At 61.4% G+C, this 13,899-nt stretch carries 13 protein-coding genes; 4 read left to right on the plus strand and 9 right to left on the minus strand.

All coding sequences use genetic code 11. The features are described from left to right. Positions 1-19: 19 nt before the first annotated feature. Genes RG540_RS10320 through RG540_RS10340 form a run of 5 tightly spaced genes read right to left on the minus strand, consistent with a single transcriptional unit; the run spans position 20 to position 5,615 of the window. The gene (locus RG540_RS10320) at positions 20-754 is read right to left on the minus strand and encodes an NUDIX domain-containing protein (RefSeq protein WP_038587389.1); all 735 of its coding nucleotides are present in this window, start codon (positions 752-754) and stop codon (positions 20-22) included. After that, positions 751-1,860 (minus strand): endonuclease/exonuclease/phosphatase family protein, encoded by a 1,110-nt coding sequence (locus tag RG540_RS10325; RefSeq protein ID WP_038587391.1) that lies wholly within the window; start codon positions 1,858-1,860, stop codon positions 751-753. Before RG540_RS10325 ends, RG540_RS10320 begins: the two co-directional genes overlap by 4 nt. 48 nt (positions 1,861-1,908) lie before the next feature. Further along, positions 1,909-2,937 (minus strand): ABC transporter ATP-binding protein, encoded by a 1,029-nt coding sequence (locus tag RG540_RS10330; RefSeq protein WP_038587393.1) that lies wholly within the window; start codon positions 2,935-2,937, stop codon positions 1,909-1,911. Further along, on the minus strand, positions 2,925-4,619 hold the full coding sequence (locus RG540_RS10335; protein ID WP_038587395.1) for an ABC transporter permease: 1,695 nt from the start codon (positions 4,617-4,619) through the stop codon (positions 2,925-2,927). The genes RG540_RS10330 and RG540_RS10335 overlap by 13 nt, the downstream gene beginning before the upstream one ends. Before the next feature lie 12 nt (positions 4,620-4,631). Further along, positions 4,632-5,615: an ABC transporter substrate-binding protein gene (locus RG540_RS10340; RefSeq protein ID WP_038587397.1), complete on the minus strand. Its 984-nt coding sequence runs from the start codon at positions 5,613-5,615 to the stop codon at positions 4,632-4,634. 243 nt (positions 5,616-5,858) lie between these two features. Here RG540_RS10340 and RG540_RS10345 point away from each other — a divergent pair, with 243 nt between their 5' ends. Beyond that, positions 5,859-7,760, plus strand: coding sequence for a CASTOR/POLLUX-related putative ion channel (locus tag RG540_RS10345; protein WP_038587399.1), 1,902 nt, complete (start codon positions 5,859-5,861; stop codon positions 7,758-7,760). Positions 7,761-7,846: 86 nt separating this feature from the next. Here the strand turns inward: RG540_RS10345 and RG540_RS10350 are convergent, their stop codons facing one another. Beyond that, positions 7,847-9,073: an aminotransferase-like domain-containing protein gene (locus tag RG540_RS10350; protein WP_038587401.1), complete on the minus strand. Its 1,227-nt coding sequence runs from the start codon at positions 9,071-9,073 to the stop codon at positions 7,847-7,849. A 162-nt stretch (positions 9,074-9,235) separates the two neighbouring features. Here RG540_RS10350 and RG540_RS10355 point away from each other — a divergent pair, with 162 nt between their 5' ends. Both RG540_RS10355 and RG540_RS10360 read left to right on the plus strand, forming a co-directional pair. Then, entirely contained in the window at positions 9,236-9,445 is a 210-nt protein-coding gene (locus RG540_RS10355) for an AbrB/MazE/SpoVT family DNA-binding domain-containing protein (protein ID WP_038543378.1), read from the plus strand. Next, positions 9,445-9,831: a type II toxin-antitoxin system VapC family toxin gene (locus RG540_RS10360; RefSeq protein WP_038587403.1), complete on the plus strand. Its 387-nt coding sequence runs from the start codon at positions 9,445-9,447 to the stop codon at positions 9,829-9,831. The genes RG540_RS10355 and RG540_RS10360 overlap by 1 nt, the downstream gene beginning before the upstream one ends. A 21-nt stretch (positions 9,832-9,852) precedes the next feature. Here RG540_RS10360 and ilvC read toward each other — a convergent pair whose 3' ends face one another. The 3 genes from ilvC to RG540_RS10375 all read right to left on the minus strand — a co-directional run bounded on the left by ilvC (position 9,853) and on the right by RG540_RS10375 (position 12,617). Next, positions 9,853-10,872: a ketol-acid reductoisomerase gene (gene ilvC / locus RG540_RS10365; RefSeq protein ID WP_037082110.1), complete on the minus strand. Its 1,020-nt coding sequence runs from the start codon at positions 10,870-10,872 to the stop codon at positions 9,853-9,855. A gap of 40 nt (positions 10,873-10,912) precedes the next feature. Next, positions 10,913-11,551 (minus strand): TetR/AcrR family transcriptional regulator, encoded by a 639-nt coding sequence (locus RG540_RS10370; protein WP_038587405.1) that lies wholly within the window; start codon positions 11,549-11,551, stop codon positions 10,913-10,915. A 163-nt stretch (positions 11,552-11,714) separates the two neighbouring features. Continuing rightward, positions 11,715-12,617, minus strand: coding sequence for an AraC family transcriptional regulator (locus tag RG540_RS10375; protein ID WP_038587407.1), 903 nt, complete (start codon positions 12,615-12,617; stop codon positions 11,715-11,717). Between the two features lie 187 nt (positions 12,618-12,804). Between RG540_RS10375 and RG540_RS10380 the strand changes: the two genes are divergently transcribed. Continuing rightward, positions 12,805-13,851: an NAD(P)-dependent alcohol dehydrogenase gene (locus RG540_RS10380; RefSeq protein WP_038587409.1), complete on the plus strand. Its 1,047-nt coding sequence runs from the start codon at positions 12,805-12,807 to the stop codon at positions 13,849-13,851. Positions 13,852-13,899 lie beyond the last annotated feature (48 nt).

Consider the following 13,899-nt stretch of genomic DNA (forward strand, 5'->3'; position numbering starts at 1 on the left):
CGGCTCAAAGCAACCCTGTTCAGTCCTTCGAATGACCGAAAAACAGGTCGAGAATCGGGAACATCAACGGGCTGTAGGGATGCGCACCGCGATCGGCCGAGCGGATCGCCACGGCTCCGGCAATCTCCTTTTCCTCGTCATGCACCATATGCTCGGCGATGCGTGCCAGCATCTCCTGCGCCGTAAGATCGAAGCGATAGAAGCGGAAACCGACGACCCGGTGCCCGCTGTAGCTGGCGAAGAGCTGCCGGTCTGCCCTCGCCTCGACGAGATCGAGGCCGGTTTCCTCCCGCACTTCGCGGCGCATATTGGCCTCGAGATCGAGCTTGCCCTCGACGATGTCCAGAAGATCGAGCGAACCGGCAGCGCAATAGACCTGGCCCGGATTGGCGGTCCTTTCGCTCATCCGGACGGCGATGATCGCCCCGTCGGACGAAACGGGCACGGCAAAGCCGAAGAGATGGAAGGCGCCGGCGGGATCAGGCTGTTTCCGCCACCACAAGAGCGTCGAATAGGGGATGACATGCGCTTCGCCGATGATCACGCCGTCGCGAAACGAAAGCCTGTTCTGCAGCACCATCTGGCCATTGAAGAGATGCGGATTGGCCGCTGATTCCCGCGCCCAGTTCTCCTCGATATCGTTCCGGTGCGCGACGTAGATGGGATGCGCTCCGGGCAGGACCGAAAGATCGAAAGCCTCGACTTCGAAGACGGTATTTTCAGGCGGCCAGTCGCTGATCGTCTGGATGGTCATCGAAGCTCCAGCGACATCACGACGGGACAGTGGTCCGATGCCTTCGGCCGGTCCCAGCCGATGCGCGGAAACCGTTCCACTTCCTGTCCGGGCGGAAAGACGGTGCGATAGGGTTGGCCACCGCGGATGATCTCCGGCACGCTGTCGGCGTTGTGCTCGGCGAGCGCCGGCGACAGCCAGATATAGTCGAGCTGGCAGAGATGCTGCTCCTCCGGACCGCGTGCATGATAGAGCGTCCAGCGATCCATCACGTCGCGGCGCGTACTCGGGTTCACCACGAAGCTGTCGTCGGTGAAGACATTCAGTGCACTGACCTCCTCGCGCCGTGGTTCAAAGCGATAACCTTCGCGGCGGGTGCCGATCACCTGCACCTTTTCCTGATAATCGTTCATGTCGCCGCAGATGGCGAAGTTCTTGTCCGCCGTTCGGCCCTTACCGAAACGGCGCTCGACGAGCTGGCGCACCGCTTTCGCCTCCGCCACGCGGATCGCCATCGTGCCCGTGCGGCCGTCCTGGCCGTCGCGGGCATTGCCCATGGATTTGAAATGCACGACGAACAGCGAGAAAGGCTTGCCCCCGATCGTCAGCTCCAATTCCAGGCAGTCGCGCTTGAATATCTTGTCATGCGCCTGGTTGCTGAGCGCCAGTTCGTCGTTGAAAAGGCCGAGATCCTGATAGGTCAGCATCGCGTGACTGCGCACGTCCTGCACCTCGATCTTCTCGCCGCTGCGGGTCTCCTCACGCATCAGCACAGCGACGTCGATGCCGCGCGAATCATTGCCCTCAACCAGATATTTCTGGCGGTAGCCGTTGCCGACCATGCGGTAGAGATAGCCATATTCGAAGGCCTGCAGAGCCGGCATGCTGTCGACCTCCTGAAGGCAGAGGATGTCGGCATCCGCGTCGACGATCGCCAGCGCCGAAAGCTGCCGCGTGTCGTCCGTCTCGGCGATCATCCGGGCCTGCTCGAGCTGCTGGTAGACGGCCTTGTCCTGCACGTCGTAGAGCCGCAGCACCCGGTCCTGCCGAAGCTGGTTGCGCCAGCCGGAGAAATCGAAGCGCGTCATCAGATTTTCAATGTTGAAGGTGCCGAGACGCAGTGACATGAGAGGGATTCCTTTTCTTGCCAACACCATAACCATGGCGACGCTTGGCTACAATCTCCAGGCCGCGCGGATCACGATCGACAAACCATCGCCGACCTTGACCGGCTGGCGGCTGAAGGCGCGCAGTGCCTGTCCGTCCGGTAGGGCAAGGCGCAGCGCATAGCGCTCCCCTTCGAACAGCACCGAAAGAACCGTGGCCACCTGTCCTTCCGCCGCAATTTCGACGTCCTGCGGACGGACGAGGATATCGGCACGCGGTTCCTGTGCCAGTCCGGCGAGGATCTCCTGCATGGCGGGCCAGTCGAAAAGCCGCCTGTCACCGAACGGTGGCGGTAGCGAGAGGATCGCCCCCTGCCCCACGAGGCCACCTACCAACCGGCCCTCCGGCCGCGCATAAATTTCCTCGGGCGTCGCCACCTGCAGCAGCCGGCCCTCGGACATCACGGCAACGTCGGTCGCTAGCGCCATCGCTTCCGCCTGGTCGTGGGTGACATAGATCATCGTTGCGCCGGACCGAGCATGAAACTCGCGAAACGTCTCTTCCATTTCCTGGCGCAAATGCCGGTCGAGATTGGCAAGCGGCTCGTCGAGCAGCACGACGTCAGGTTCGGTGACGAGGCAGCGGGCGAGCGCCACGCGCTGCCGCTGGCCGCCGGAAAGATCCGCCGGGCGTCGGTCCGCATAGGTTTCGAGATGGACGGCGGCGAGCGCTTCCCTGACCTTGCGGTCGCGCTTCTCGCCGGAAATGCCGCGCACCTTCAACGGATAACCGACATTCTCCGCCACGCTCATATGCGGCCAGAGCCCATAGGACTGGAAAACCATCGCCATGTTGCGATGTTCCGGCGGCACCATCTCACCCGCATCCGCCAACACCCGCTCGCCGAGCAGGATCGAACCGTCGCTCGGCTGTTCGAAGCCGGCGATCATCCGAAGTACCGTCGTCTTGCCGCAGCCGGAAGGTCCCAGCAGCGCCAGGAAGCCCCCTTCCCGCACCGTCAGCGATACGTCGTTGACGGCCGCCCGCCCACCCAGGTCGAACGTCTTGGAGAGGCGGTTGAGGATCAGCTTCGCCACGGTACCACACCTTTCGGCAGCCGTTTCGCCATCAGTTCCAGCACCACCATCATCGCGATCACCATGATGACCACGAGGACCGAAAGTGCGGCGGCGATGTTGAAGCTGCCGCTGTCATCGAGATTGTAGATCAGCACGCCAAGCGTCTGCGTGCCTGCCGACCAGAGGAGTGCCGAGACCGTCAGTTCGTTGCAGGCGATCAGGAACACGAGGATCACCGAAGCGCCGGCAGCCGGCGCAACCAGCGGCACGAGAATATCGGCCAACCGGCGCGTAAAACCCGCGCCGGAAAGCCGAGCCGCCTCCTCCAGCGAAGGATCGAGTTGTCGGAAGGCACTGACGACGGGTTTGAGGCTGACCGCGAAGAAACTCGAAAAATAGGCAATCAGGATGATCCAAATCGTCCCGTAGATCGAGATGCCAATCACCGGAATGGGTGCCGCGAACAGCAGTATGAAGGCGACCGCCAGCACGATGCCCGGCAGCGCGTAGGGAATTTCCGCAAGCGCCGAAATAAGCCCGACAAAGCGGCTCTTGCTGCGCACCAAAAAATAGCCAGTCAGCACCGTCACCACTAGGAGACCGAAGGCGGTGGCAAGCGAGAGCGAGAGGGAATTGGTGAACGCGATGCGCGTCGCCGCCTGGCGCACGAGGATTTCCTCATAGGCCTTGATGGTGACGGTCGCGGGGCTGAGCGGCACGCCATAGGCCGGTGCCAGCGAACTTGCGACAAGCGCGATCAGCGGCATGGCGAGGATCAGGAAGATCGTCAGCCACAGCAGCAGTTCGGCAAGCCAGCGCCAGGCGCCGAGCCGGAACACCGCGACCTGTCCCGACAGGCCGATGACGCGATAGTCTCGGCCGCGCAGTACCCGTGCCTCGACCATCAATCCGACGACCGACAGGATGGCGATCAAGGCGGACAGGACGGAGATATCCGCGAACGTGCGAGGACCGAAAGCGGCGAATTTTGAATAGATCAGGGTCGGCAACGTGTAGATTCCGGCGGGAATGCCGAGGATCGCCGGAATGCCGAAATTGCCGACGCAGGAGACGAAAGCGATGGCCGCGCCCGCTGCAAAACCCGGCAGTGACAAGGGCAAGATGACGTCCTTCAAGACCTGAAAGGACGATGCGCCGGAAAGCCTCGCCGCCTCGACCGCGTCGCGCGGCAGCGCCAGAAGCCCGGCCCGGAGCGACAGGTAGACGAGCGCCGCATTCTGCACGCCGTAGAGCAGCGCGATGCCGCCGATCGAATAGAGCGGCTGCGGCGACCCGAGCGGCGGCGCCAGCCCGATCGCCTTCAGCAGCGCGCTCGAAGGCCCGGTCATGCCAATCCAGGACAGCGCCGTCACCTGCGGCGGGATCATCGTCGGCAGCATGAACAGGAAACCGAGAAGAGCCTTGCCGCGGATGTCGAATAGCGTCAGCAGCAGCGCAAACCCACCACCGAGGACCACGGCCGCGATCATGCCGAAAAAGGAGGTCGACAACGTATCATAGACCGACCGCCACAGGCCCGGATCGGACAGCAACTCGCTCGCCCCGCCGTGGAAGGCTGACATGATACCGGTTGCGGCAAGCCGGCCGAGCGGCAGCACGCTCAGGCAGAAGATCACGGTTATGACAAAGGGAAACAGCCAGCGTGGCTGGCCGTTTCCCCGATTTCGGGTTTGTCTCATGAGGCGCTTATATCAGCCTTTGATGCCGAAAATATCCGCGAAACCCTTGACGTCCTTCTCGGAGTTCTTGAGCGCCTCGGGGGCATTGATCGGCAGAACCTTGATCGTCTCGCGAGCCGGGAAACCGGGCGGTACGGCCATGCCGTTGCGTGCCGGAATGTAGCCGAGCTTCAGGAAACCTTCCTGGCCCTTCTGGGAGAGCACGTAGTCGATGAACTTCTTGGCATTGTCCGCATGCTTGGTGGAGGAAAGGATCGCTGCCGGCTCGGTCACGGCAGACACGCCTTCCTTCGGGAACACGAACTCGACGGGAGCGCCCTTCGCCTTTTCGCGGATCGGCAGGTAATCGACCACGAAGCCATAGGCCTTCTCGCCCGAAGCGACGGACTTCAGGATCGCGCCGTTGCCGCCGGCGGCAATCGCGCCGTTTGCCTTGAGGTTCTTGTAATAGTCCCAGCCAAGGCCGGACACGCCGGCGAGCGTCTGTGCGTGGATGAGGGCTGCACCCGAAGCGAGCGGGCTCGGCATCGTCACGAGGCCCTTGGCCTCCGGCTTGGCAAGGTCTGCCCAACTGGTCGGCTTCATCGCGGCCTGGGTGTTGTAGATGATGCCGGTGGTGATCAGCTTGGTCGAATGGTAGAAGCCGTCGGCGTCGTAGAGTGTCTTGTCGTAATTGGCAGCTTCCGGCGACTTGTAGGCCATCAGTTGGCCGGCTTGCTTCATCCGCTCCAGCGTCACCGTGTCGGCGATCAGCAGGACGTCGGCTGCCGGATTGCCGGCCTGGATCTCGGCATTGAGCTTCGCCATGATCTGCGGCGTCCCGTCGCGCACCCACTGCACGTCGAGGCCCGGATTGGCAGCCTTAAAACCATCGACGGTCGCCTGCGCGTCTTCATTCGGCTGGCTGGTATAAAGCACCAGATCGGCGGCCTCGGCGGCGCCGGCAATCATGCCAAAAGCCACGAGGGCGGTGAAAGCGGAAAGAAGGTTCTTCATCGGAGCGTCCCTGTTCGAACATAAGGTGCGGACGATAAGCATTCCTGCTTGACAGCCATGTGACAGGCTGTGGAGCAACGCCGATCTTGCGGCGTGTTTTACCAGCGGCTTACAAGATTCGAAGACTAAATTTACTGTGCTCAGATCATTCCCGCACAACGACGGCGCAAAACGCGGGCCTTCAATTGTTTCGCAACCTAATCCTGCCATCTCGTCCACCAGGGTATATTTCGGGGACACAAGATGAAAAGCCGAGCAAACTGGGGCGCGCAGCTGCGCTATGGGTTCGACAAGAGCATGGCGGGCGGCGCGATCGCGCTGATCGGCTGGCTGGCGCTGATATCGCTGGTGGTGATCATGATCGCCGGCGCTATTCTCGCCGTAACCGGCATTGCGCCGGAAGGTGCCGAGCCGCTGGGCTTCGTCGAAGGCACGTGGGAATCGCTGATGCGCACCTTCGATGCCGGCACCATGGGCGCCGACCAGGGTTGGAGCTTCCGCATCATCATGCTGCTGGTTACGATCGCCGGCATCTTTGTCTTTTCGGCACTCATCGGCGTCATCTCGTCCGGCCTGGAAGACAAGCTCGACGACCTGCGCAAGGGCCGTTCGCGCGTGCTCGAGACCGAGCATACGATCATCCTCAACTGGTCGCCCTCGATCTTCGACGTCATCTCGGAACTCGTCATCGCCAACCAGAGCCGCCGCACCCCTCGCATCGTCATCATGGCGAACAAGGACAAGGTGGAGATGGAAGACGAGATCGCCACCAAAGTCGTCGATCGCAAGAACACCAAGATCATCTGCCGCAGCGGCGATCCGACCGATCTCTACGATCTCGGCATCGTCAATCCGCAAACCTCGCGGTCGATCATCGTTCTCTCCCCGGAAGGCGAGGATGCGGACCCGCAGGTGATCAAGACCGTGCTAGCGCTGGTCAACGATCCGAACCGGCGGACAGAAAAATACATGATTGCCGCCGAAATTCGCGATGCCGACAATGCCGAAGTGGCAAGGATCGTCGGCGGCGGCGAAATGCAGCTGGTGCTCGCCGACGACCTGATCGCCCGCATCGTCGTTCATACCAGCCGTCAGGCAGGCCTGAGTGCGGTCTATTCCGAACTGCTCGATTTCGACGGCTGCGAGATCTACACGCTCGAACAGCCCGACCTCGTCGGAAAATCCTTCGGCAATGCGGTGCTGGCCTACGACAAGAGCACCCTGATCGGTCTCTGCGACAAGGACGGCGCCATTCATCTCAACCCCAATCCCAACCAGGTGATCGCCGCCGGTGATCGCGCGGTCATCATCGCCGAAGACGATGGTGCGATCAAAACCTGGTCCGGCGACATGGGTATCGACAAGAATGCCATCAAGACGATCGTCAAGCGAGTCAAGACCGCGGAGCGCACGCTGATCCTCGGCTGGAATCGCCGCGGACCGATCATCGCGACCGAACTTGCCCGCTATGTGGCGCCCGGTTCGCGGCTGACGATTGCTGCCGACACGCCGGAATTCGAAGGGGAAGTCGCTTCACTGAACCTCGACAGGTCCGTGCTTGCCGTCGATCACCGGGTGATCGACACCAGCAGCCGCCCGGCGCTCGACGCGCTCGACATCCCGTCCTACGACCACGTCCTTGTTCTCGGCTACAGCGACAGCATGATGGCCCAATCGGCCGACACGCGCACGCTGATCACCCTGCTGCAGCTTCGCAAGATCGGCGAGACGGCTGGCAAGCACATCAGCGTCGTCAGCGAAATGATCGACGTGCGTAACCGCGAGCTTGCGGAGGTCACCCGCGCCGAGGATTTCGTCGTCAGCAACAAGCTGGTCAGCTTGATGCTCGCCCAGGCATCCGAAAACGAATCGATGGCGGCGATCTTCGACGAGCTTCTGGATGAGGCCGGTTCCGAAATCTACATGCGGCCGATGGGCGACTATGTCGACATCTCGAAGCCGGTGAACTTCTTCACCGTGGCGCTCGCAGCCCTTCGCCGCGGCGAAATCGCCATCGGTCACCGCCGCCAGCGGCCGGGCGATGCCGATGCCAGAAACCTCGGCGGCGTGGTCGTCAATCCGCCCCGCACCGAAATGACCACCTATGCCGACAGCGACATGCTTATCGTCCTGGCCGCCGACTGACGGACAGCCGAACAGGCAGAGGTCCGGCAAACAAAAAAGCCTGCCGTTCTGCGGCAGGCTTTTTTATGCTCGAATGTTTTGATAGATCAGGCAGCGGCGCGGATTGCGCTGGAGATCAGGCGGCCGAGCCGCTTGATACCCTCGTCGATCATCGCCTCGTCGGCGCAGGAGAAGCTCATGCGTAGTGTATTGGCATTGCTGCCGTCCGCATAAAAGGCCTTGCCTGGCACGAAGGCGACCTTTTCCGTGGCGATCGATTTCGCCAGCAACTCGGCGCCGTCCATGCCTTCCGGCAAGGTCACCCAAACGAACATGCCGCCTTCCGGACGCGTCCAGGTGGCGGTCTTCGGCATGTATTTGTCGAGTGCTGCCAGCATGGCATCGCGGCGCTTGCTGTAGACGGCTCTGATCTTGGCGACCTGGGCGTCGAAACCGCGCGAGGCGACGTGCTCGATGGCGATCTGGTTGATCGTCGAAGAATGCAGGTCGGCCGCCTGCTTCATCAGCACCAGCTTGCGAATAACCGGCATCGCCGCGACGACGAAACCGACGCGCAGGCCCGGCGCCAGCGTCTTCGAGAAGCTGCCGCTGTAGATCGTGCGAGTGTTTTCGATGCCGCCCCGGCGGGCGATGTCGAGTGCCATGATTGGAGGAATGGCCTCACCGTCATACCGCAAGTGCTGGTAGGCGGCGTCCTCGAGGATCGCAATATCGAGTTCGTCGGCAAGCGCCAGCAGCCTTTCGCGGGCCGCCAGGTCGATCGTCTCGCCGGTCGGGTTGGAAAAATCGGCAGACAGATAGGCGAACTTGACGGCGCCGCCGGTTTTGGCCGCGGTGTCGCGATAGGCTTCCGGGGTGCGGTTGCCGTTCAGCGAAAGCTGGTCGTAATTCGGCTCATAGGCATTGAAGGCCGAAAGTGCGCCGAGATAAGTCGGCCAGGTCACGAGTGCCGTGTCGTTTGGCGACAGGAACAGCTTACCGAGATAGTCGAGCGCCTGCTGCGATCCCGACGTTATGAAGACGTTGTCGGGCGTGCAGTCGATACCGATCCTGGCGACATCGCGGGCGATCCATTCGCGCAGCGGCTTATAGCCTTCGCTGACCGAGTACTGCAGCGCCGACCCGACTTGCGCACTCGAAAAAATGTCCGAATAGGCCTCTTTGAATGCCACATCCGGAAACAGCGCCGGATCCGGAATGCCGCCTGCGAAAGAGATGATATCGGGCTGGTCGAGCAGCTTCAGCAGCTCGCGGATTTCAGAGGCGCGCATGCGGCTGGAGCGCGTCGCAAAGATTTGTTCCCAATCAAGCACGGGATGTTTCCTCTTATTTCAATTTTCTATGTCCGATCTTTACACAAAGATCGATAGGTCAGCAAGGCTGACCTATTAGGTTGCTGCAGTTTTTTGGCCTTTGATTTTGCCCGCAATGACACTATCTTACGCATAGTCTATCGATCCGCAGAAGGTAAGATCATGACGACGGCGACTTTGTCCTCCAAATTCCAGATCTCGATACCCAAAGAGATTCGCGAAAAGCATAATTGGCAAGCTGGGCAGCAATTTGCCTTCATCCCTAAGGGCAAGAGCGTCGTTCTCGTCCCGGTACCGACACGAGACGAGCTGAGAGGAATAGCAAAAGGCGCCGACACGAGCAATTATCGGGACAGGGACGATCGTTACTGATGCGCGTCATCGACAGTTCGGCATGGATCGAGTGGCTGGTCGACAGTCCCCTGGCTTCACGCCTGGCGGGCGAGATACCTGAACCGCACGAATTGATCGTCCCGACGATCGTTCAGATGGAAATGTGCAAATGGTTGATAAGGGAGAGGGGCGAGGAATCCGCCGAACGCTTCATGTCCTATACGACCGAATGTATCGTCGTTGAACTAGGCACCGAGGTAGCTTGGGATGCCGCCGAAGCTTCCCTCCGTTTCAAGCTCTCGACCGCAGACGCCATCATCTACGCGACAGCAAGGCTCCTTGACGCCGATCTGCTGACCTGCGACCGGCATTTCGAAAACCTGCCGCATGTCACCTATATTCCAAAATCCGGGGCGGAAACCTGATTCCGCCCCGGCTCATTCGTCTTAGTTGACGCTCTTGTCGACCAGCTTGTTCTTGCCGATCCAAGGCATCATGCCGCGCAGCTTGGCGCCGACTTCCTCGATCTGGTGGCTGTCGTTCATGCGGCGGATGCCCTTGAAGCGCGAGCCGCCCGCACGGTATTCCTGCATCCAGTCCGAAGTGAACTTGCCAGTCTGAATGTCCTTGAGGACGCGCTTCATCTCGGCCTTGGTTTCTTCGGTGATGATGCGCGGACCAGTGACGTATTCGCCCCACTCGGCCGTGTTGGAGATCGAATAGTTCATGTTGGCGATGCCGCCTTCATAGATCAGGTCGACGATCAGCTTCACTTCGTGCAGGCATTCGAAATAGGCCATTTCCGGCGCGTAGCCGGCTTCGGTCAGGGTTTCGAAACCGGCACGGATGAGCTCGACGAGACCGCCGCAGAGAACGACCTGTTCGCCGAAGAGATCGGTTTCGCATTCTTCGCGGAAGTTGGTTTCGATGATGCCCGAACGGCCGCCGCCGACGCCGCAGGCGTAGGAGAGAGCGAGTTCAAGCGCGTTGCCGGAAGCGTTCTGGTGAACGGCAACGAGGCAGGGAACGCCGCCCCCCTTCTGGTATTCGCCGCGAACCGTATGGCCCGGACCCTTCGGCGCGATCATGACGACGTCGACCGAGGTCTTCGGCTCGATCAGGCCGAAATGGATGTTGAGGCCGTGTGCGAAGGCAATCGCTGCGCCGTCGCGGATGTTGCCGGCAATTTCGGCCTTGTAGATGTCGGCCTGGAGTTCGTCCGGGGTCGCCATCATCATCAGGTCGGCCCACTTGGCGGCCTCGGCAACGGTCATCACCTTGAAGCCGTCGGCTTCGGCCTTCTTGATGGTCCCGGAACCGGCCTTCAGCGCGATCACGACGTTCTTGGCGCCCGAGTCCTTGAGGTTCAGCGCATGCGCACGACCCTGGCTACCGTAACCGATGATGGCAACGTTCTTGGACTTGATGAGGTTGATATCGGCATCCCGATCATAATAAACGCGCATCGTTTTTTCCTTCCCTATGCGTGAGGTCTGTTGATGATTATTATCGTCCAGCGGAGACGCCGAGCACGTCTGCCGATTGTTTCTGCGTGCCGTGCAGCGTGAGGAACGAACCGACCGCCCTCTCCGCCTGGCGCGCATTGTCCTTGAGGCCGGGTTCGCCGAGCAGCATGCGCACATGCAGGTCGGAAACGATCAGGCCGTAAAGCGTGTGATAGGCGGCATCCGCATTGTCGAAACGCAGCAGCCCTGCCCTTTTCCCCTGGTCGATCAGCGCCATGGCACGGCGGTCGATCTGCCGGCGGCCGTGTTCGAGCAGAAGCTTCCCGAGCTTCGACCCTTCCCGGGTCGCCTGGCCGATCGCCAGCCGGTTCAGCGCCAGCGAAACGTCGCCGGCCAGAACCACCAGCAGATCGCGGGCAAAAAGTTCGAGATGATCACGCAGGAGATCGTCGGTCAGCCGTTCGCCCGAACGCTCGAAGGTGCGCACCTTGCTCGCCTGATGGGCAATCATCGCCGCCAGCAGGCCTTCGCGGTCGCCAAACCACTTGTAGAGGCTTTCCTTGGAGCAATTGGCGGCGCGGGCAAGACCAGAAGTCGTCAGCGCCTTCTCGCCGCCTTCCACGAGCAGCCGAAGCGCCTGTTCCAGAACGGCGTTCTGGCGCGGCGAAAACTCGGGCATGTCGGAGGTATCGGCTCTCACGGTTTTAAATCCTTTTGCGTACCGTACGGTACGGTTCTGCTCGTATAAAGCATCCGCCGCGGCCGTCAAGTCCGTTCTTCGAGCTGCCGCAACGACAATGCGCTGAAATTTCCCGGCCGATTCACGAGGGTTTTAAGCCTCGCTATTCCGCGGCAGCCAGGATAGCACCCACGTCACGCAGCGGTGACACGCCGTAGAGCCGGCTGTATTCGCGGCTGAACTGCGACGGGCTCTGGTAGCCGACCCGGTGGCCGGCGCTGCCGACATCGAGCCCCTCCAGCAGCATCAGCCGCCGCGCCTCGTGCAGGCGCAGCTTCTTCTGGAACTGCACCGGCGTCATCGCGGTCACCGACTTGAAATGGTGGTGCAGCGAAGACGGGCTCATGCCCACATGGTCCGCCAGGTCCTCGATCCGCAGCGTGCGGTGGAAATTGGCGCGCAGCCAGGCGACAGCGCGGGCGATGCGGTTGCTGCGGCTTTCGGCGGTCGCGATATGAACAAGCCTTGCGCCGTCGGGACCGCAAAGCACGCGATAGAGGATTTCCTGCTCGATGAGCGGCGCCATGGCCGCTATGTCAGCCGGCCGGTCCAGGAGGCGAAGCAGCCGCGTGGCTGCATCGAGCAATTCCGGAGGCGCGACATTGGAGACGATGCCGCGCATGGCATCCGTGTCGGAACCAGGCCGTGGAACGTCGACCCGCTCCAGCAGCGCGGACAGGCGGTCCGTATCGATGGCAAGGGCGAAACATAAGTGCGGCACGTCCGGGCTTGCGACCGTGACGCGCGAGGTCACCGGCAATTCGATCGAGGTGAGAAGATAATCGCCGACGCCGTAGGCAATCATCTCGTCCCCCAGCTTGACGCTCTTAGTGCCTTGCAGGACCAAACCGAGGCAGGGCCGGTAGTCCATATAGAGCGGTGCGGTTGGGACCGTCCGCCGGCTGAGCATCAGATTTCCAACGGCGGTGAACACTTCCCCATCCTTTTGAACGTGCCGCGCGGCAATCGTGGCTGCCTCGTGATAGGGATTGAAGGGCAGTGTCATGGAGCCTCCGGAATGAGCAGGTGACTGCTTTTCCTATGCCGACTTGCGCCTGAAACCAACAGGCGGGCGATCACATTTGCAGGATCGTGCAAAAAGCTCGCAGGATCGCTCTAACGCTGTTGCCATGCCCGGGGGCATAGTCCGCCCGTCCAATTCCCTCCCAACCCAACAGATGAATGGAGCTCCCATGGCTATCGCAAAAGGCTATGCCGCGACCGACGCGTCGAAACCATTGACGCCTTTCACCTTCGAGCGCCGCGAACCCAATGACGACGACGTCGTCATCTCGGTGCAGTATTGCGGCGTCTGCCATTCGGACATCCACCAGGCCCGCAACGAATGGGGCAATTCCCGCTTTCCGATGGTGCCGGGCCATGAAGTGGCCGGCGTCGTTTCGGCCATTGGCTCTGGTGTCACCAAGTTCAAGGTTGGCGACCGTGTCGGTGTCGGCTGCTTCGTGAATTCCTGCATCGGCTGCGCTACCCGCGATCTCGACTACGAACATTTCCTGCCGGGCCTCACTCAGACCTATAACGACGTCGAGGCCGATGGCACGACGCCGACCTACGGTGGTTATTCGGACCAGATCGTCGTCAAGGAAGGTTACGTCCTCTCCTTCCCGGACAATATTCCGCTCGACGCCGGCGCCCCGCTGCTTTGCGCCGGTATCACGCTCTACTCGCCGCTACGCCACTGGAAGGCCGGTCCCGGCATGAAGGTCGCGATCGTCGGCATGGGTGGCCTCGGCCATATGGGCGTCAAGCTCGGCGCGGCCATGGGGGCCGATATCACCGTACTCAGCCAGACGCTGTCGAAAAAGGAAGACGGACTGAGGCTCGGCGCCAAGGACTATTACGCCACCAGCGACGCCGAGACCTTCACCAAGCTCGCCGGCACATTTGACCTGATCATCTGCACTGTCGGCACGACGATCGACTGGAACGCCTATCTCGGCCTCCTGAAGTTCGACGGCTCCATGGTGCTGGTCGGCGTCCCGGAACATGCGGTTCCGGTCCATGCTTTCTCGGTTATCGGCGGCCGCAAGAGCCTCTCCGGCTCGATGATCGGCTCGATCAAGGAAACCCAGGAAATGCTGGATTTCTGCGGCGAGCACGGCATCACGTCCGAGATCGAGAAGATCAACATCCAGGATATCAACGAAGCCTACGAACGCGTCATCAAGAGCGACGTGCGCTACCGCTTCGTCATCGACATCGCCTCGCTGGCGGCTTGACCACCACCGCGCCAACAAACACAGGGCGGCTTCCGGGCCGCCCTGCCA

It is taken from the genome of Neorhizobium galegae bv. orientalis str. HAMBI 540, assembly GCF_000731315.1.
Lineage (GTDB): Bacteria > Pseudomonadota > Alphaproteobacteria > Rhizobiales > Rhizobiaceae > Neorhizobium > Neorhizobium galegae.

Bases quoted from the DNA above. Each gene is read 5' to 3' on its own strand.
- RG540_RS10345 (WP_038587399.1), top strand. From the start codon at position 5,859: ATGAAAAGCCGAGCAAACTGGGGCGCGCAGCTGCGCTATGGGTTCGAC.
- RG540_RS10375 (WP_038587407.1), bottom strand. From the start codon at position 12,617: ATGACACTGCCCTTCAATCCCTATCACGAGGCAGCCACGATTGCCGCG.
- RG540_RS10325 (WP_038587391.1), bottom strand. From the start codon at position 1,860: ATGTCACTGCGTCTCGGCACCTTCAACATTGAAAATCTGATGACGCGC.
- RG540_RS10380 (WP_038587409.1), top strand. From the start codon at position 12,805: ATGGCTATCGCAAAAGGCTATGCCGCGACCGACGCGTCGAAACCATTG.
- RG540_RS10360 (WP_038587403.1), top strand. From the start codon at position 9,445: ATGCGCGTCATCGACAGTTCGGCATGGATCGAGTGGCTGGTCGACAGT.
- RG540_RS10370 (WP_038587405.1), bottom strand. From the start codon at position 11,551: ATGCCCGAGTTTTCGCCGCGCCAGAACGCCGTTCTGGAACAGGCGCTT.
- RG540_RS10320 (WP_038587389.1), bottom strand. From the start codon at position 754: ATGACCATCCAGACGATCAGCGACTGGCCGCCTGAAAATACCGTCTTC.
- ilvC (WP_037082110.1), bottom strand. From the start codon at position 10,872: ATGCGCGTTTATTATGATCGGGATGCCGATATCAACCTCATCAAGTCC.
- RG540_RS10335 (WP_038587395.1), bottom strand. From the start codon at position 4,619: ATGAGACAAACCCGAAATCGGGGAAACGGCCAGCCACGCTGGCTGTTT.
- RG540_RS10340 (WP_038587397.1), bottom strand. From the start codon at position 5,615: ATGAAGAACCTTCTTTCCGCTTTCACCGCCCTCGTGGCTTTTGGCATG.
- RG540_RS10355 (WP_038543378.1), top strand. From the start codon at position 9,236: ATGACGACGGCGACTTTGTCCTCCAAATTCCAGATCTCGATACCCAAA.